The organism is Rhodococcus sp. 077-4 (genome assembly GCF_047782425.1).
GTDB lineage: Bacteria > Actinomycetota > Actinomycetes > Mycobacteriales > Mycobacteriaceae > Rhodococcoides.
This window is the reverse complement of record NZ_JAJPWC010000003.1, coordinates 423865-441439: the sequence shown is the minus strand read 5'-3', so window position 1 is coordinate 441439 and position 17575 is coordinate 423865. Positions and strand designations below refer to the sequence as shown.

The window sequence follows — 17575 nt, the reverse complement described above, 5'->3', positions numbered from 1 at the left end:
TTCTGGGCGGGCTGTCTACGAGAACGGGTTGTGAATACAAGCGTATGGACGGGCAATCTACGGAGCTGGCCGAGCTGCTGAGTCGTACCGCGGCGGTGGCGACATCGGCAGGAAGATCCGACTTGGTGGATCGAGTCGAGGCAGCGCGGTCGAGGGTGCTGGACCCGCGTCGACGCATCATCGTGGTGGGACCGCTCAAGCAGGGCAAGAGCCAGTTCGTGAATTCGCTGCTCAATCTGACGGTGTGCTCGGTCGGCGACGACGAGACCACCGCCATTCCGACGGTGGTCTCCAATGCCGAGGCTCTCTCCGCGCAACTCGTACTCGCGGATCCGGGCAACGAGCCGATCCGAGTGGATGTTCCGCCCGAGCAGATCACGACGGTCACCCCGGACAGCCCACTCGCTCAGGGCCGGGAAGTGCTGCGTCTGGACATCGGGGTGGCGAGCCCGTTGCTCGCCGACGGTCTGGTCCTGGTCGACACCCCCGGAGTCGGCGGTCACGGAAATCCGCACGCTGCAGGCACATTGGGCCTCGTTCCGTCGGCCGACGCAGTGCTCGTCGTGTCCGACGCCTCCCGCGAATTCACCGAGCCGGAACTGTCGTTCCTGCGGCAGGTACAGGGGTTGTGCCCGGCCGTCGCAGTGCTGATCACCAAGATCGATCTGTATCCGCACTGGCGACAGATCGTCGAGGCCAACCGTGGACACCTCGAACGCGCAGGAATCGACGTGCAGATGTTGCCGGTGTCTTCTCTGTTGCGTTCGCACGCACTGCGTTTGAACGACGAGGAGCTCAACGCGGAGTCCGGTTTCCAGCAGCTCTACGCGTTCCTGCGTGACGACGTGGTGGCGCGGGCGGACGTGCTGGCTCGATCGTCGGTCTCCCTCGATGTCCGATCGGTCACCGAGCATCTGACGCTCGCGTTCGGCAGCGAGCTTGCGGCACTGAAGGATCCGGAGCGGGCCGCGGCGGCGGTCGCAGGATTGCAGCGCGCCAAGTCCGCGGCCGAGGAGCTGCACAAGCGTTCCTCGCAGTGGCAGCAGACGCTCGGTGACGGAATCGCCGATCTCGCGTCCGACATCGATCACGATCTGCGCGACCGGCTACGGCGCGTCACCAGGGAAGCGGAAGAGACCGTCGACGAAGGGGATCCGGGCAAGGAATGGCCGCAACTCGGCGAGTGGCTCGAGGAACAGATCGCGGCGTCGGTGGGTGACAATTTCGTGTGGGCTCACGAACGGGCACTGTGGCTTTCGGAGTTGGTGGCCGAGCACTTCGCCTCGTCCGGCGCGGCAGCGCTGCCCGATCTCGATCTCGGCGATCTGGACAACGTCCTCGACCCCGTCTCGTCCCTGGCCGATCTGGAATCGGGCCGTACCGGAATCACACAGAAGGTGCTCGTGGGAATGCGCGGATCCTACGGCGGTGTACTGATGTTCGGCCTGATCACCACCTTCGTCGGGCTCAGTCTGCTCAACCCGATCTCGATCGGCGCGGGCGTGCTGCTGGGTACCAAGGCCTACAAGGAGGACAAGGAGAATCGCGTCAAAGCGCGTCGCTCCGAGGCCAAGATGGCGATTCGGCGTTTCACCGACGACGTCAGTTTTCAGGTGGGCAAGGAATCCAAGGACCGGCTTCGGCAGATTCAACGCGTGCTGCGCGATCACTTCACCTCGATCGCCGAACAGACGCTGCGTTCGCTGAACGAATCGTTGCGCTCGGCGCAGGAAGCCGCTGCCGCCGACAACACCGACCGTGCTGCTCGCATTGCCCAGCTCGAGAAGGATATGCGCGTGGTGTCCGAATTGAACTCTCGCGCAGTATCTCTCGTCAAGGACGTCGCAGTATGAGTGTGGCGGCTCTGGCCCGGGCACGCGATCTGATCTCGGCGGCGCGATCGACGTACTCCGGTGATGTCGAGGCGTCGTGGATGCTCGACGAATGCCTGTACCGGTTGGACGAGCCGTTGCGGGTGGCACTCGCGGGATCACTCAAGGCAGGCAAGTCCACGCTGCTCAATTCTCTTGTCGGACAGGATATTGCCCCGACGGATGCCACCGAGTGCACCAAGGTCGTCACGTGGTACCGCAACGGCGTCACTCCTGCCGTCACGGCCTGGTACGACGGCGACCGGGCCGCGAACGTGCCCGTGCAGCGGCGGGCCGGGCGATTGACCTTCGACCTCGGATCGCTGACCGCAGCGCAGGTCGACCGACTGGACGTCGAATGGCCCGCGAGCGCGTTGGCGCAGACGACGATCATCGACACCCCCGGTACCTCGTCCCTCTCGCGGGACGTCTCGGCACGCACGTTGGCGATGCTGACCCCCGAGAACTCGTCGTCCGGGGCCGACGCCGTCGTGTATCTGTTGCGGACCCTCAATGCGACCGACGTGTCCTTTCTCGGACAGATCGGCGCGCACGTGGGCGGGGATTCGGGACCGCTCGGCGTGATCGGTGTCGTCTCCCGCGCCGACGAGGTGGGTTCGGGCCGGATGGACGCGATGATGTCGGCCAAGGAGGTCGCCGCGCGATTCGCCTCCGAACTCGAGGCCACCGGCCTGTGCCAGGCAGTGGTCCCGGTTGCAGGTTTGCTGGCGCTCGGTGCGGAAACGATGCGACAGAACGAGTTCGCTGCCTTCGAGATGTTGGCCACGGTGCCGACCGAGGATCTGCAGTTGGCGATGCTCTCGGCCGATCGGTTCGTGCGTGCGGAGAGCACGCTGCCCGTCGATGCTGCGCTGCGGGCGAGCATCGTCGACCGATTCGGGTTGTTCGGTATCCGGATGGCAGTGACCCTGATTCGGCTCGGGGTGCGCGATTCTCCCACGCTGGCTGCCGATCTGGTCGAGCGCAGTGGTCTGACCGAGCTGCGATCGGTGATCGACGTGCAATTCGGTCAGCGTGCCGATCAGTTGAAGTTGCACTCGGCTCTGGTTGCACTGCAACGCATTCTGGAGTTCAGGCCGGAATCCCACGCGCTGCGCACCGAGGCGGGTCGAATGCTCGCCGACGTGCACGGCTTCGCCGAACTGCGTCTGCTCGGCCGATTGCGCTCCACCACACCCAAACTCCCCGAGGGTGCATTGCTCGACCTCCAGCGCATCATCGGCGGTTTCGGCATCGCCCCCACCGAGCGCCTCGATCTACCACCCGACGCCGGCCGTGCCCAGCAGCGCGACACCGCGCTTGCGGCCGTGCACAAGTGGCGAGCTCTGTCCGAGCATCCACTGCTGGATCGGTTCACCTCGTCCTCGTGTGCGCTGGCCGCGCGTAGTGCCGAAGGGATACTCGCCTCACTGGCGTGAAGATACCCGGGGTAGGAGGGCCACGACCGTCGCGGCTGCCGCCGTGCCCGCCACCACGAAAGGTCCCCATTGCAGGACGCCGCCGAGTAGTGCGGAGGCGTCGGACACGAAGGTCGAGAACGTGACGGCCGCTCCGATGGTCAGAATGCCGACAGCACCCATCAGGACCTTCGACGACGTTGCCGCGCCGCGCAGCAGGTTCAGTGCCACGAATCCCAGAAGCATCAGTACCGCAGCAGCGGCACCGCTGGACAGCAGCGTGGCCGAGGCGGTATTGCGAACATCGGCTGCACTTGCCGTCGAATCCTGCTGGGACACGGCAGTTTCGACGCCGGTCAGTACAGATTCCCAGTTCAGACCGATGGCGGCTGCCAGCGCGAGGACCAGTGCCGCTGTCAGTGCCCACAGAGCAGTCGCAACCTTCGGCAGAACCGACGGGGTGGGCTCCTCCTGCCGTGGCCGAAGCGGTTCGACAGCGACATCCGGCCGCGGTGGTTGCGGACGGGGAGGCATCGGCCTCCGCGATGTCGGGTCGTTCTGTTCTTCGGCCACGATGCAGGAGTCTATCGCTCGGTGACGCTCTGCCGCGGTGTCAGCGCAGCACCACCGGTACACCCTCGTACGGACGCAGCGTCATCGGGAAGCTGTTCAGCTCGTCCACGGTTGCGATCTCGTTGTCGTCGAACACGTCGACGGCACTGGTGCCCGGCACCAGGTGCTTGGACTGGATGGTCGCGTGGATCTCCTCGGACGAGAAGTTGAGCACCGTGGCCTGAATGGTTCCCTGGCCGAGCTCGTGCACCATCACCAGCAGGCCCTTGTGCGAGACCGTCGGAATGTCGATCTGCTGCGCGGTGGCGATACCGAACTTCTTGCGTAGCTCGATGATTCGAGCCAGTTGGCGGGCGAACGACTGCGGGTCCGCCAGCTGCTCCGGGAGCGAGCCGTAGAGGCTGCGCCCGCGCGGAATGCCCGATTCGGAGCGCGCGGCCTCGGGGAAGTACCCCATCAAATCGTGTGCCCCGCGGTTGATCCAGCGGGTGTCGCCCTCGCGGATGAGATCGTCGACCTCGTCGGCCGCGATCGGCAGGATTCCGAGCAGGTCCCAGCCGGAGAGTGCGAACACGCCGGGCTGCAACGCGTTGTACATCGCGAGCAGCAGGTGCGCCCGCTTGACCGTCTCGATATCCCGCTCGTCCATCCGGTCGAGATCGCGGATTCCCAGTGATGCGGTGATGACACTTGCTGTGGTGCAGGCGATTCCGTTGGTAGTGAACAATCGGTTGTACGGTGCCCAACGGCCGGTGAGTCGATCGGTCAGCTCGCCGCGAATGCGATCGCCCAGATCGCTGCCCTTGACCGCCTCGCCGCCGTAGGAGAATTCGTCCTCCGCGTGCAGGGTGGCGAAGTGGATGAGCTCGAACGTCATCTCGTCGTGGTTCTGCAACGCGTGCACGAGAGACGCCGTGTCGACGCCGTGATCGCGGGCCAGAGTCATGGTGAGCCTGAGGAATTCGGTGTTCCCCATGACGAGCGCATGCTGATAGGCGGGGCGGTTGATGAAGTCGTACGACAGGTCGGCACCGTTGGCACCCATGGCCTTGATGTCGTCGATGGTCAGGTTCAACTCCTGAAAGGTGAACCCGCCCATCTTGCGCACCACGCTGGCAATCAGGTGGTTCGCCGCCTCGGACAGCGGGTGACCTTCGGACCAGCCCGGACCTTCGGCTCGACGTTCGACGCCGAGAAAACCGTTGGCGTCCAACCTCAATGCACCTGCACCCAGATCGGCGATCGAATGACATGCGTCGCCGATCACCAGCCGCATTCCGGCGAAAGAGGGATCGAGCCAGTTGATGGACGGCTGTCCGGCCTTGAAGTAGTGCAGGTACACCCAGCGACGCTCGACGCCGTCGATGCCGACGACGGGAGGCGTTGCGCTCCAGTTGGTTTCCTTCACGCCGAGCTCGTAGAAGATCACGCGCTGCAACTGACCGATGATGTAACCGGCGCGGGCGAGATTGGCCTCGGCCTCGGCGTCGATGTTCTGCGAATCGGCTCCGGCGCGCACACGTGGCAACAGATGCCAGTCCTGCGGCTCGATCTCCACCATGTGGTAGATGCCGGGGTAGTCGGCCACGGCCATCTCGGCGAGCCGGAAGTCCGCGCCCTTACCGGTGTGGCCGGGCACGATGTCGTCGATCACGATGCCGTCGTACGCCGAGGCCACCACGCACAGGCGTCGGAACTCTTCTTCCGATCCGAACGCGGGGTCGATCTGCATGCCGATGCGGTCGAAGTGGCCGTCGACCGAAGGGGTAGGACGCCAACCGTGGATGCCGCCCGCGACCTTCACCGGGCCGGTATGTACTGCAGTGACACCGATTTCGGAAAATGCCTGCCAGAGCTTCTCGTCGCCGAGTGTGCTCAGGAAGCTCGTCTGCGGTGCGTTGATCACCGAGATGGGGTACGCGGTGAACCACACCGGCGCGCGCTCGACGGCGGCACGCGGATCGGGGTCGGCATAGGGGTTCTGCCACATGCTGCCCTTGCCCGAGAGTTGCTCGGCGATCAGCTTGGCGTCTCGCAGCATGGACTGTTCGGTGAGCCACTCCACGTACTCGGGATTCGAGGCCACCGGTTCGCTGTCGGGCGTGGGGCCGTTGCTCCGATTGGCGCGACGCACGGAAGGTCGAAGTGGTTTCGGCCGAGCCGGATAGAACTTCTCGTCGTAGGTGATCTCGCTCGGTTCGTGCTGCACTTCGGGATCCATGTGCCTCCGTAGCCTCGCTTTTGTTCAACCCTACGTAGGGCGCGGCCGATCCGCAGGGTTGTGGTTCCCCTGAACGGCGAGCGGTGAAACCTTGCTCGCCGACCTGTGCAACCTACGCCGAACTACACCGATGTGATTCGGGAGGGACCGTTTCCTTCGATGCGCGAACGTCATCGAATCGAGACCGCCTGGTGTGGAATGTCTGATTCGGATAGGACATAGTGAGTTGAGTACCAATAGCCCCTTCAGTCACATCAGACTCATGGGTCACATCCCCTCAGCTACAGGAGTTGTCCATGCGACGTCTTGCCCGCACATCGATCCTGGCCTCGACGGCCGCCCTGGCCGCCGGCATCGGTGCGGTCGTTCTCGTACCCATGGCCTCGGCCGAACCCGAGACCGAGCCCGCCATGCCCCTCGGCTCCGCAGTCCTCGAAAGCCCCGACCTGGTGGTCACCATGGCCGCTGTCTGCGACACCACCGTGAAGGACGCCCCCGCGGGCGGCGTCGTCGCGCTGCAGGTCAAGGTCGACAACAAGGGTGCCGACGACGCGTCGAACGTCAACGTGAACTACGGCGCACTGCCGGGTCTGCAGGGTCAGAACACCGAGAAGACCATCAAGGCAGGCGAGGCAATGACCTACACCGTGCCGTCCGCCGATCGCGAATGGACCGCTCGCCCCGCCGGAGCTGCGGCCTTCGCCAGCGCACTCGACGCGGACTTCATGAACAACATCACCGGCGGCCTGCTCAGTCACAGCTGCATCCCCGCGCCCGTCGAAGAGCCTGCCGAGTAGTCCCTTCCTATCGCTTTCTCCCCGCTGCGCCGCGACGATCCCCGCTGATCGTCGCGGCGTTGTGCGCTCCGCGCAGTGGTGCGGTTGAGTGCCCCAGGCGGCACCTAACCGCACCACTGCCGCAGGCACGCTCGGGAACAAATTCGCCACACCCTCCGTTGTGCAGGTCAGCAGCCTTGAGTGGATGAGGCTCAAGTTGGAAGTTGACGCGACAGATCGCGTTGTGCAAACTTGAGCGGAGTTCGCTCACCCAGGGACGCAGTCCACGCAATAACAGGAGGAAACATTATGGCTCGTGCGGTCGGTATCGACCTCGGGACCACCAACTCGGTCGTGTCCGTCCTCGAGGGCGGCGAACCGGTTGTCGTCGCCAACTCCGAGGGATCACGCACCACCCCGTCGATCGTCGCTTTCGCCAAGAACGGTGAAGTGCTGGTCGGCCAGCCCGCGAAGAACCAGGCGGTCACCAACGTCGACCGCACGATTCGTTCCGTGAAGCGCCACGTCGGCACGGACTGGACCGTGGAGATCGACGGTAAGAAGTACACGCCTCAGGAGATCTCCGCGCGCACGCTGCAGAAGCTCAAGCGCGACGCCGAGGCCTACCTGGGTGAGGAAATCACCGACGCGGTCATCACCGTTCCCGCGTACTTCGAGGACGCACAGCGTCAGGCCACGAAGGAAGCCGGCCAGATCGCCGGCCTCAACGTCCTGCGCATCGTCAACGAGCCCACCGCGGCAGCTCTCGCATACGGCCTGGACAAGGGCGACAGCGAGCAGACCATTCTCGTGTTCGACCTCGGTGGAGGCACGTTCGACGTCTCGTTGCTGGAAATCGGCGACGGCGTCGTCGAGGTCCGCGCCACGTCCGGCGACAACCACCTCGGTGGCGACGACTGGGACGAGCGCATCGTGACCTGGCTCGTCGACAAGTTCAAGGCTCAGAACGGCATCGATCTGACCAAGGACAAGATGGCGCTGCAGCGTCTGCGTGAGGCCGCCGAGAAGGCGAAGATCGAACTGTCCTCCGGGCAGAGCACCTCGATCAACCTCCCGTACATCACGGTCGACGGCGACAAGAACCCGCTGTTTCTTGACGAGCAGCTCAGCCGCTCGGAGTTCCAGAAGATCACCTCCGACCTGCTCGACCGCACCCGCGCGCCGTTCCAGGCAGTGGTCAAGGACTCCGGCATCGCCGTCAAGGACATCGACCACGTCGTGCTCGTCGGTGGTTCGACGCGTATGCCTGCCGTGTCCGAGCTGGTCAAGGAACTCTCCGGTGGACGCGAGCCCAACAAGGGCGTCAACCCGGACGAGGTCGTGGCCGTCGGTGCCGCACTGCAGGCCGGTGTGCTCAAGGGTGAGGTCAAGGACGTTCTGCTCCTCGACGTCACGCCGCTGTCCCTCGGCATCGAGACCAAGGGTGGCGTGATGACCAAGCTCATCGAGCGCAACACCACCATCCCGACGAAGCGTTCCGAGACCTTCACCACCGCTGACGACAATCAGCCCTCGGTGCAGATCCAGGTCTTCCAGGGTGAGCGCGAGATCGCCTCGCACAACAAGCTCCTCGGCTCCTTCGAGCTGACCGAGCTGCCCCCGGCTCCTCGCGGCGTCCCGCAGATCGAGGTCACCTTCGACATCGACGCCAACGGCATCGTGCACGTCACGGCCAAGGACAAGGGCACCGGCAAGGAGAACACGATCAAGATCCAGGACGGCTCCGGCCTGTCCAAGGAAGAGATCGACCGCATGGTCGCCGACGCGGAAGCTCACGCAGACGAGGACAAGGCTCGTCGCGAAGAGGCCGAGGTTCGCAACCAGGCCGAGTCCCTCGTCCACCAGACGGAGAAGTTCGTCAAGGACAACGAGGACAAGGTCGACGCCGAGCTCAAGGGACGCGTCGAAACCGCCATCGCCGACGCCAAGACGGCTCTCGCGGGCAGCGACATCTCGGCAGTCAAGACCGCTGTGGAGAAGCTCTCGACCGAGTCGCAGGCTCTCGGCACCGCCATCTACGAGGCTCAGGCCAAGGAGCAGGGCGGCGCAGAGGGTGGCGCGCAGGCCGCTGACGACGGTGTCGTCGACGCAGAGGTTGTCGACGAGCCGGCCGACGACACGGACAAGAAGTGACGTCGGACAACACCGAGCAGGAACCGGTCACTTTCGTGGACAAGCGAAAGATCGATCCCGAGACCGGTGAAGTACGGGAAGGTGACGCAGTTCCGGAGCCCCTCGCGGGCACCGGCACTGCTCCCCAGCCCGGCTCGGTGGACGAAGGGACCGACTCGGTCGTCGACGACGGCGAGGTAGTGGAGGATCCGCGCGACACGCAGGTTGCAGAGCTCACCGCAGATCTGCAGCGTGTCTCGGCGGAGTACGCCAACTACCGGCGTCGCACCGACCGGGAGAAGCAGACCGGAGCGGAGAACGCGAAGGCGTCCGTCGTCTCGCAGCTGCTTCCGGTTCTCGACGATCTCGAGCGAGCTCGCCAGCACGGCGACCTCGAAACCGGCCCGCTCAAGGCTGTGGCAGACAAGTTGTCAGGGGTGTTCTCGAACATCGGCCTGACCACTTTCGGAGCCGAGGGCGACGCCTTCGACCCGGCCATCCACGAGGCCGTCTCCCATGAGGGAGACGGCAGCAGCCCCGTTGTCGGGACGCTGATGCGCAAGGGCTACATGCTCGGCGAGCGCGTCCTGCGTACCGCGATGGTCGGTGTCGTCGATGATGCAGCACAGGAATCGGATGCACCTGCGTCCGACGAGCAGTAAACAGAAATAGCGCGAGAGGAGGAAACGCCCGGTGAGCCAGCGGGAGTGGATCGAGAAGGACTTCTACAAGGAGCTGGGCGTTTCCTCCAGCGCGACTGCAGAAGAGATCAAGAAGGCGTACCGAAAGTTGGCGCGGGACAACCATCCCGACGCCAATCCCGGTAACGCCTCGGCCGAGAACAAGTTCAAGGCGGTCAGTGAGGCGCATGCCGTCCTCGCGGACCCGGCCAAGCGCAAGGAATACGACGAGGCCCGACGGCTCTTCGCCTCGGGCGGCTTCGGTAGCCGCGGCGGCGGTGGATTCTCGCCCGGCGCAGGTGGATTCGGCGGCGGTGGACAGACTTTCGACGTCGGCGACATCTTCGGTCAGGGCGGCGGCGACGGTGGAATCGGCGACCTCTTCGGTGGCCTGTTCAACCGCGGCGGTGCGCAGCAGCGTCCGCAGAGCAACCGGCCCCGACGCGGCAGCGACGTCGAAACCGAGACCTCGCTGCAGTTCCGTGAAGCGGCGCAGGGCGTGACGGTCCCCCTGAAGTTGACCAGTCCGTCCTCGTGCACCACCTGCCACGGCAGCGGCGCGAAGCCAGGAACCAGCCCGCGCGTGTGCCCCAAGTGCAACGGCCAAGGCGTCGTCAACAGAAACCAAGGCGCGTTCGGCTTCAGCGAGCCGTGCGACGACTGCCGCGGCACCGGATCCATCATCGACGACCCGTGCGTCGACTGCCGCGGAACCGGAGTGCAGAACCGCACCCGCACCATCACCGTGCGCGTCCCGGCCGGCATCAGCGACGGTCAGAAGGTACGACTCGCCGGTCAAGGTGAAGCCGGACTGCGCGGAGCACCGTCCGGCGATCTGTTCGTGACGGTACGGGTCAAGCCCGACAAGGTGTTCGGCCGCTCGGGCGACGACCTGACGGTGACCGTTCCGGTGAGCTACGGCGAACTGGTGCTCGGTGCCACGCTGTCGGTACCCACACTCGAAGGCCGCGTCGGAGTGAAGGTTCCGCCCGGGACCGTCGACGGGCGAGTGCTGCGCGTGCGTGGACGCGGCATCCCGAAGAAGTCCGGTACCGGTGATCTGATGGTGACCGTCAAAGTTGCCGTCCCGCAGAAACTGGACGATGCTGCTACCGACGCTCTGAAGAACTATCTGGAAGCCGAGAAGGCCAGCGGATTCGACCCGCGGGCCGGGTGGGCAGGTGTGTGATGTCGGTCCCTCCCGAGGGAGGATCTGCGAAAGCCGGTGACGGACAAGCTGATCCCGACGCGCAGGTCTTCGTGATCTCCGTCGCGGCTCAGCTTGCGGGAATGCACGCGCAGACGCTGCGTACCTACGACCGGCTCGGATTGGTCACCCCGCTTCGCACCACCGGAGGCGGTCGACGCTACTCGGCGCGTGACGTTGCGCTGCTTCGTGAGGTACAGCGACTCTCGCAGGACGAGGGCGTCAACCTCGCGGGCATCAAGCGCATCATCGAACTCACCAATCAGGTCGAGGCACTGCAGGCTCGGATTTCAGAGCTGGCTCAGGATTTGGCCAACGTTCACGCCAGCTATCGCCGCGACCTGGTGCCGATCCAACGCAATGCCCTGGTGGTCTGGAAGCCGCGCCACCAGCGCTAGGTCTCGGTTCTCCCGCTCACCTCCCGCAAACGCGCGCGCATTTGTCAGGTGCGCGCGTTCTCGCCGGTCATTCGGTCACTATTCCGCGCGCGTTCAGCAAACGCGCGCGCGTTTGCAGCGCCGGGTAGCGCTGCGGTGGCGAACCTGCGCCGGGCTGGGCCACCAGGGTCGAGTCGGGCCGGCAGTGCTCAGCTGCGGGTCTCTCCCGCTCACCTCCCGCAAACGCGCGCGCATTTGTCAGGTGCGCGCAGACTCGCCGGCGATTGGGTCACTGTTCCGCGCGCGTTCAGCAAACGCGCGCGCGTTTGCGGCCTCGACCGGGGCCACGGTGGCGAACCGCGCGCGCGTTTGCGGCGTCGGGCCGGGCGAACCTCGCGCGCGTTTGCGAGACACCTGGCACCGGCCCCTATTCTGGTCCGCATGCAGGCGTGGAATTCGACAGTCGTTCAGTACCATCGCCTCCGGAACGACCTCGCGGTGATCAGGCTCGAGGGCGACGCGGTGCCGTTCCAGGCAGGCCAGTCGGTGGCGGTCACGGTTCCCCAGAACGCTTCGCTGACGCGGCGATACTCACCCGCGCTGCCGCCTTCCCGAGACGGCAAGCTCGAGTTCCATGTTCGAGCCGTTCCGGCGGGCTGGGTGAGTGGCTCGATCGTCAACGAGACGCGGCCCGGCGATGTGTGGCAGATCAGTGATCCGCGGGGCGAGCTGCATGTCGACGATTCGGGTCGCGACGTCGTGATGATTGCAGGCGGTACCGGCCTTGCCCCACTGCGCGCGATTCTGCTGGATCTCACGCGCCGGGAGCAGCCGCCGAACGTGACGCTGTTCGTCGGCGGTAAATCGCCTCGCGACCTGTATGCAGGCGACATGCTGTGGTTGATGGCGGCCGAGCTGCCGTGGCTGACGGTGGTACCCGTCGTCGACCAGTTGCACGAGCCGTGGGCGTCGGATCGATGGAACGACCGCATCCATGCCGAAATCGGTTCGAGCACAAACTTTTTCGAGCCCGAGCATTGCTGGGAGGGCAGTGTGGCAGACGTCGTCGCCATGCAGGGGCCCTTCCTGGATCGGCAGATCCTGGTCTGCGGGTCACCGGGAATGGAGGCGGCGACCGTACGCGCGCTCGTCGAGATCGGCACCCCCCTCGACGCCATCAGGCGCTGAAGGCCCCAAGATCAGGGCAGCTGCAGAATCCGGCGAAGATGCGCCAGATCCTCGGGCGGTAGCGTCGTGAATTCCGGTGGAGGAGCGTCGGCGATCGCGCGGGCCTTCTCGGCGAGTTGCCGTCCGGTGTCGGTGAGTCCGATGATCCGGCGTCGACGATCGGTGGAATCCTCGGTGCGGACCACCAATTCGCGTTTCTCGAGCTCGCGGACGTTGAGCGAGATGTACGGCGCATCGGACGCGAGAATCTCGGCCAGCTCGGTGACGGTCCGATCGCCCGCGAGCAACCTGGTGAGCAGTTTGGCTCGCAGGAAACTCATCCCGGTGGCGTCGGCGACGGCTCGACGGGTGTCGTGTTTCTCGAGCATCAGTGCGCGCATCTCGCGCCAGACGTGTGCTGCATCGTCGGTCATACGAGCACCGGCTGGTCGATTCGATCGGCGGTCGCACGTGCCCACCGGCCGGTGGTGACCAACGCGAGTACGGTCACCACCACGCCTGCACCGGCGATCACGAACCACGCGGGCACGGCGGCAGCGATGAAACCGTCGGAAATTTCCCCGACGATGCTCGCCGTGACGATGGACCCGACGACGGCAACGCCGAGCGACTGACCCACCTGCCTGCTCGTCGACGCGATGGCCGATGCCACTCCGGCCTGACTGCGCGGCATTCCGGAGACGGCGGTGTTGGTGATCGGGGCGTTGACCATGCCGAAGGATATTCCGAAGATCACGTATGCGACGGCCAGCCACGCGAACGACGTCGTCGCCGTCAGTCGAGTGAGCATCAGTGCAGAGGCCACGAAGCCGATTCCGGCCACGAGGAGCGGAATGCGCGCTCCCAGGGTGCCCACGATGCGACCGGAGATCGGCGCGAAGATCAGTGTCATCAACGCCATCGGCAGAGTGTAGAGGCCGGCGTGCAGCGGTGAGTATCCGCGCACGTCCTGCAGATACAGGGTGTTGAGGAACAGGAATCCGCCGAGAGACGCGAACGCGCACACCGCGATCACCGTCGCCCCGCTGAACGGCGCGCTACGGAAGAACCTCAGTTGGATCAGCGGTTCCTCGATGCGCGATTCGACCACCAGCAGTCCGACGAGGGAGCCGACAGCGACGGCACCGGTGAGCACGATGAGCGGAGATCCCCACCCTTTCGCTGGCCCTTCGATGATGGTGAACACCAGGGACGCGAGGAACGCGAAGATGAGGAACTGGCCGGCGGGATCGAACTTGCGTGCGTGCTCGGCTTTGGATTCCGGCACGAACTTCAGTGTCATCGCCAGTGCGAAGATGCCGACGGGAACGTTGATCCAGAAGATGGACTGCCAGCCGGCACCGGTGACGAGGATGCCGCCGAGAGCGGGGCCCGCCGACATCGAGATCCCGACGACGGAACCCCACATTCCGATGGCCCCGGCGCGTTCTTTCGGATCGGTGAAGGTGTTGGTGATGATCGACATCGCGACGGGATTCATCATCGAGCCACCGATGGCCTGCAGCATGCGGAAGGCGACGAGCCAGCCGAGCGAGGGTGCGATGCTGCACAGCAGGGATCCGAGGACGAACGTTCCGGTGCCGATCAGGAAGAAGCGCTTGCGGCCGAATTTGTCGGCCATCGAGCCGCCGAGCATCAGCAGTGACGCCACCACCAGTGTGTATGCGTCGATGATCCACTGCAGACCCGATACCGAGGCGTTCAGATCGGCGCGCATCGACGGCAGCGCCACGTTGACGATGGTGTTGTCGGTGCTGACGAGAAACAGACTCAGGCAGCAGATGCCGAGTACGAGATACCGGTGCTTTCGAGTCAACTCGGCCACGTCCACCTCCACAGTAATGCTTGTATATCTACAACTATTACATGAGTACTCCTAAATTGTTCGGCGAGCAAGTGAGCTGCCGGTAGGACGCGCCCGATAGGGTGTGAGTCACAGACTTGGCTTTACCGAATGGAGACGAACAGTGGCTTCCGAGATTGCACCGGGCGACCTGGTTCAAGCGTCCGGTCATGCCGGCCCGTGGAAGGTGCTCGAGATTCGTCAGGGTCTGGCGTTGCTCGAGCATTACGACGGACACCGGTTGTCGGTGCGTACCACCACCGTCCAAGTGGTGCGGAAGGCGTCGCACAGTGAGGGTTCGACCCCGCTGGCCGAGGCGGAGGCCGAGAGCCCCTCACTGTTCGACGAGAGCTGACCTACTACTTCCTGCCGTCGACGGCGTATTTCTGGCGCAGCGATTTCGAGATCTGCTTGTACTCCCGCAGCTTCTCGCTGCGCGCTCGGGCGTCGTGCCGCGAGGTGGCCCAAGCGTTCTCTCGCAACAGTTTTCGGTAGTTGCCCAGCCGTCGTTCGGTGAGCTCACCCGCGTCCACGGCCGCGAGCACTGCGCATCCAGGTTCGTGTTCGTGTGCGCAGTCGCCGAATCGGCACAGTGATGCGAGTTCTTCGATGTCGGAGAATGCGCTCGCCACAGCGTCTTCCGATCCTTGAACGCCTACCGACCGCAGTCCCGGAGTGTCCAAGAGCACCAGACTCGAGCCGGGAATCGGCACCAATTCTCGATGCACCGTCGTGTGCCTGCCCTTGCTATCGGCCTCGCGGGTGGCGCCGGTGGCGAGAACCGCCCCGCCCAGTAGCGCGTTGCCGAGCGTCGATTTACCGGATCCCGACGGCCCGATCAGTGCAACCGTCCCGCGCAGATGCGGTGTCAGCGAATCGATTCCGCCGTCCGAGACTGCGCTGGTGCTACACACGGTGACCCCAGGAGCGGCGGCCAGTAGCAACTCCTCGGCGACGCTACCACTGTCGGTCTTGGTGATCGCGAGAACGGGAACAGCACCGCTGCCCCAGGCGAGGGTGATGTAGCGCTCGACGCGACCGAGGTCGAGTGTGGTGTCCGACGCGACCGTGACGACGACGGTGTCGACGTTGGCCCCGAGAACCTGTGTGTCGGAGGTGGATCCGGCGGAGGCCCGTTCGATGGCCGTCCGGCGGGGGAGGATGTCGATGAGACGGGTCGAGTGCGCGTCCAGTGCTACCCAATCGCCTGTGCAGGTGCCGCCGCCGGTGCATCGAGCGATTCCGTACGCTGTGGCGGCGTCGAATCCGCCCCGGTCGACGCGAACGACGCGCGCGAGAGTTGTTTCCTGAGAAAGTTTTTGGAACTCATCCAACCAATGCTGATCGAGGCCGTAGTGGAGCAATGAGGACATGCGAGGGGTCCTTCGGAGAGGAGTGACGTGGGCTCGGGTGCGTGCTCGTCCAGGTGGCCACGATGCCCACCTCCTCGCTTGTCTCGATACATGAAAAGAAACCGTCGACGGCAAAGTAGCAGCCGTCGACGGTGTGGGGAAAGCGATTTATCGGGTGAGGTTGGTGCCCTCCGCCGGTTGTGCCAGTGCGGTCAGGAAGGAGCGTGCCCAACGGTCGACATCGTGGGCGAGGACCTGCCTGCGCATGGCGCGCATCTGTCGCTTGCCCGATTCGGCGTCCTGCTCGAGGGCTCCGATGATCGCGTCCTTCACGCTGTCCAGGTCGTGTGGGTTGCACAGGTACGCCTGGCGCAATTCGGCTGCGGCACCGGTGAATTCGCTGAGCACCAGCGCGCCGCCCAGATCGCTGCGGCAGGCCACGTACTCTTTGGCGACGAGGTTCATGCCGTCGCGCAGCGGCGTGACGAGCATGACGTCGGCGGCGACGAAGTAAGCCAGTAGGTCGTCGCGGGGAATCGGCCGGTGCAGGTAGTGCACGACCGGGTGACCCACCTGGCCGTACTCACCGTTGATGCGGCCCACCTGCTGCTCGATTTCGCCGCGCATCGCAACGTAGCTCTCGACGCGTTCACGGCTGGGCGTCGCCAACTGCACGATGACGTTCTCGGCCGGGTCGACGCGGCCCTCTTCGAGCAATTCGCGGAATGCGTTGAGCCGGACGTCGATTCCCTTGGTGTAGTCGAGGCGATCGACTCCGAGCATGATGCGCTTGGGGTTACCCAGATCCTTGCGCAGTTGCTTCGCACGATCGCGGACGGCCTTGGAGCGCGACTTGGTGTCGAGGTCACCGGAATCGATGGAGATCGGGAACGCACCGACTCGGACGGTACGGAAGCCGACCTGCACGACGCCCAACTTCGACCGCACTCCGACGGTTCCGCGGGACGTGGTTCCCCCGGCGAGGCGTCGGGCAAGGTAGAGGAAGTTCTGCGCGCCGCCGGACAGGTGGAAACCGATCAGGTCGGCACCGAGCAGACCTTCGACGATCTCGGTGCGCCACGGCATCTGCATGAACAGCTCGATCGGCGGGAACGGGATGTGCAGAAAGAAACCGATGGTCAGGTCGGGGCGCAGCATCCGCAGCATCTTGGGAACGAGCTGGAGCTGGTAGTCCTGGATCCAGACCGTCGCACCCTGGGCCGCGGCCTCGGAGGTCTTCTCGGCGAAGCGGCGGTTGACCTCGACATAGGCGTTCCACCAATCCCGGTCGTACTCGGGCTTGACGATGACGTCGTGGTACAGCGGCCATAGCGTCGCGTTGGAGAAGCCCTCGTAGTACTGGGTGTACTCCTTCTCGCTGATCGTCACCGGACGCAGCTGCAGGCCGTCCTCGACGAACGGCTCGACATCGACGTCCGAAACGCCGACCCAACCCACCCACGCACCCTTGTTGGCCCGCAGAATCGGCTCGAGCGCGGTAACCAACCCGCCAGGGCTTCGCTTCCATCGTGTGCTCCCGTCGGGGAGCTTCTCCAGATCTACCGGCAACCTGTTGGCTACGACGACGAAATCCGAACCCTGCGAGGCGTCAGCCACAACTGTCCAATCCGCTTGTAAATCCTTGGGGAAACAGTCCTGCGAGTGTGCTACTCGCTTTCGCCCTTCACAACAGGATCTATACCCAACATCGACAGCAACATGCGGCATTCGTCGGCATCGGTTGCGTAGGCGGCAACGACGCGCTGAGCCTGGCTGGCCGTCTCGTACTCGAGTGGGACGATGTCTTCGTCGGCGATGTCGTTGTCTGTGGACGTCTTGGCAGGCATGGTGTTCTCCGCACTCTCTACTGGGCGTACATGGTGTTCGCTGATGCCGACTCTATGTAAATGTGGCACCCTATCGCCAGTTCCCGATG

Annotated in this window: 16 protein-coding genes; 9 read left to right on the top strand and 7 right to left on the bottom strand. The window is 64.8% G+C overall.

Translation table 11 applies throughout. The features are described from left to right. Positions 1-44 precede the first annotated feature (44 nt). Entirely contained in the window at positions 45-1853 is a 1809-nt protein-coding gene (locus ACNEOT_RS18460) for a dynamin family protein (RefSeq protein WP_415975811.1), read from the top strand. Next, positions 1850-3310 (top strand): dynamin family protein, encoded by a 1461-nt coding sequence (locus tag ACNEOT_RS18455; protein WP_415975810.1) that lies wholly within the window; start codon positions 1850-1852, stop codon positions 3308-3310. The genes ACNEOT_RS18460 and ACNEOT_RS18455 overlap by 4 nt, the downstream gene beginning before the upstream one ends. Here ACNEOT_RS18455 and ACNEOT_RS18450 read toward each other — a convergent pair. Continuing rightward, complete coding sequence (locus ACNEOT_RS18450; RefSeq protein ID WP_415975809.1) at positions 3299-3862, bottom strand: hypothetical protein; 564 nt, start codon at positions 3860-3862, stop codon at positions 3299-3301. The two genes, ACNEOT_RS18455 and ACNEOT_RS18450, sit on opposite strands and share 12 nt — an antisense overlap. Positions 3863-3902: 40 nt before the next feature. Further along, positions 3903-6083, bottom strand: a complete 2181-nt coding sequence (gene treS, locus ACNEOT_RS18445) for a maltose alpha-D-glucosyltransferase (RefSeq protein ID WP_415975808.1) — start codon at positions 6081-6083, stop codon at positions 3903-3905. Between the two features lie 296 nt (positions 6084-6379). Here treS and ACNEOT_RS18440 point away from each other — a divergent pair, with 296 nt between their 5' ends. From ACNEOT_RS18440 to ACNEOT_RS18415, 6 genes are all read left to right on the top strand, one after another. Beyond that, positions 6380-6880 (top strand): Pro-kumamolisin, activation domain family protein, encoded by a 501-nt coding sequence (locus tag ACNEOT_RS18440; RefSeq protein WP_415975806.1) that lies wholly within the window; start codon positions 6380-6382, stop codon positions 6878-6880. Between the two features lie 288 nt (positions 6881-7168). Further along, positions 7169-9013, top strand: a complete 1845-nt coding sequence (gene dnaK / locus ACNEOT_RS18435) for a molecular chaperone DnaK (RefSeq protein ID WP_032376212.1) — start codon at positions 7169-7171, stop codon at positions 9011-9013. Continuing rightward, on the top strand, positions 9010-9654 hold the full coding sequence (grpE, locus tag ACNEOT_RS18430; protein WP_415975805.1) for a nucleotide exchange factor GrpE: 645 nt from the start codon (positions 9010-9012) through the stop codon (positions 9652-9654). Before dnaK ends, grpE begins: the two co-directional genes overlap by 4 nt. Positions 9655-9685: 31 nt before the next feature. Then, positions 9686-10861 (top strand): molecular chaperone DnaJ, encoded by a 1176-nt coding sequence (dnaJ, locus tag ACNEOT_RS18425; protein WP_415975803.1) that lies wholly within the window; start codon positions 9686-9688, stop codon positions 10859-10861. Further along, positions 10861-11277 (top strand): heat shock protein transcriptional repressor HspR, encoded by a 417-nt coding sequence (locus ACNEOT_RS18420; RefSeq protein ID WP_415975802.1) that lies wholly within the window; start codon positions 10861-10863, stop codon positions 11275-11277. Before dnaJ ends, ACNEOT_RS18420 begins: the two co-directional genes overlap by 1 nt. A gap of 420 nt (positions 11278-11697) precedes the next feature. Further along, positions 11698-12444, top strand: a complete 747-nt coding sequence (locus ACNEOT_RS18415; RefSeq protein ID WP_415975800.1) for an FAD-binding oxidoreductase — start codon at positions 11698-11700, stop codon at positions 12442-12444. A gap of 11 nt (positions 12445-12455) precedes the next feature. Here ACNEOT_RS18415 and ACNEOT_RS18410 read toward each other — a convergent pair whose 3' ends face one another. Beyond that, entirely contained in the window at positions 12456-12857 is a 402-nt protein-coding gene (locus tag ACNEOT_RS18410) for a MarR family winged helix-turn-helix transcriptional regulator (RefSeq protein ID WP_415975799.1), read from the bottom strand. Continuing rightward, positions 12854-14269: an MFS transporter gene (locus tag ACNEOT_RS18405; protein WP_415975797.1), complete on the bottom strand. Its 1416-nt coding sequence runs from the start codon at positions 14267-14269 to the stop codon at positions 12854-12856. The genes ACNEOT_RS18410 and ACNEOT_RS18405 overlap by 4 nt, the downstream gene beginning before the upstream one ends. A gap of 142 nt (positions 14270-14411) precedes the next feature. Here ACNEOT_RS18405 and ACNEOT_RS18400 point away from each other — a divergent pair, with 142 nt between their 5' ends. Beyond that, positions 14412-14642: a hypothetical protein gene (locus tag ACNEOT_RS18400; protein WP_415975796.1), complete on the top strand. Its 231-nt coding sequence runs from the start codon at positions 14412-14414 to the stop codon at positions 14640-14642. Between the two features lie 4 nt (positions 14643-14646). Here the strand turns inward: ACNEOT_RS18400 and rsgA are convergent, their stop codons facing one another. The 3 genes from rsgA to ACNEOT_RS18385 all read right to left on the bottom strand — a co-directional run bounded on the left by rsgA (position 14647) and on the right by ACNEOT_RS18385 (position 17486). Continuing rightward, positions 14647-15660 carry a ribosome small subunit-dependent GTPase A gene (gene rsgA, locus ACNEOT_RS18395; RefSeq protein ID WP_415975794.1) on the bottom strand — a complete coding sequence of 338 codons (1014 nt, stop codon included), beginning with the start codon at positions 15658-15660 and terminating at the stop codon, positions 14647-14649. A 147-nt stretch (positions 15661-15807) separates the two neighbouring features. Next, a complete protein-coding gene (locus tag ACNEOT_RS18390; protein WP_415975793.1) occupies positions 15808-17256 on the bottom strand; it encodes an alpha,alpha-trehalose-phosphate synthase (UDP-forming) in 1449 nt (482 codons plus the stop codon). A gap of 50 nt (positions 17257-17306) precedes the next feature. Further along, on the bottom strand, positions 17307-17486 hold the full coding sequence (locus ACNEOT_RS18385; protein ID WP_068055931.1) for a hypothetical protein: 180 nt from the start codon (positions 17484-17486) through the stop codon (positions 17307-17309). Between the last annotated feature and the right edge of the window lie 89 nt (positions 17487-17575).

Coding starts and splice junctions, on each gene's coding strand:
- ACNEOT_RS18460 (WP_415975811.1), top strand. CDS start 45: ATGGACGGGCAATCTACGGAGCTGGCCGAGCTGCTGAGTCGTACCGCG.
- ACNEOT_RS18455 (WP_415975810.1), top strand. CDS start 1,850: ATGAGTGTGGCGGCTCTGGCCCGGGCACGCGATCTGATCTCGGCGGCG.
- treS (WP_415975808.1), bottom strand. CDS start 6,083: ATGGATCCCGAAGTGCAGCACGAACCGAGCGAGATCACCTACGACGAG.
- ACNEOT_RS18440 (WP_415975806.1), top strand. CDS start 6,380: ATGCGACGTCTTGCCCGCACATCGATCCTGGCCTCGACGGCCGCCCTG.
- dnaK (WP_032376212.1), top strand. CDS start 7,169: ATGGCTCGTGCGGTCGGTATCGACCTCGGGACCACCAACTCGGTCGTG.
- ACNEOT_RS18420 (WP_415975802.1), top strand. CDS start 10,861: ATGTCGGTCCCTCCCGAGGGAGGATCTGCGAAAGCCGGTGACGGACAA.
- ACNEOT_RS18415 (WP_415975800.1), top strand. CDS start 11,698: ATGCAGGCGTGGAATTCGACAGTCGTTCAGTACCATCGCCTCCGGAAC.
- ACNEOT_RS18410 (WP_415975799.1), bottom strand. CDS start 12,857: ATGACCGACGATGCAGCACACGTCTGGCGCGAGATGCGCGCACTGATG.
- rsgA (WP_415975794.1), bottom strand. CDS start 15,660: ATGTCCTCATTGCTCCACTACGGCCTCGATCAGCATTGGTTGGATGAG.
- ACNEOT_RS18385 (WP_068055931.1), bottom strand. CDS start 17,486: ATGCCTGCCAAGACGTCCACAGACAACGACATCGCCGACGAAGACATC.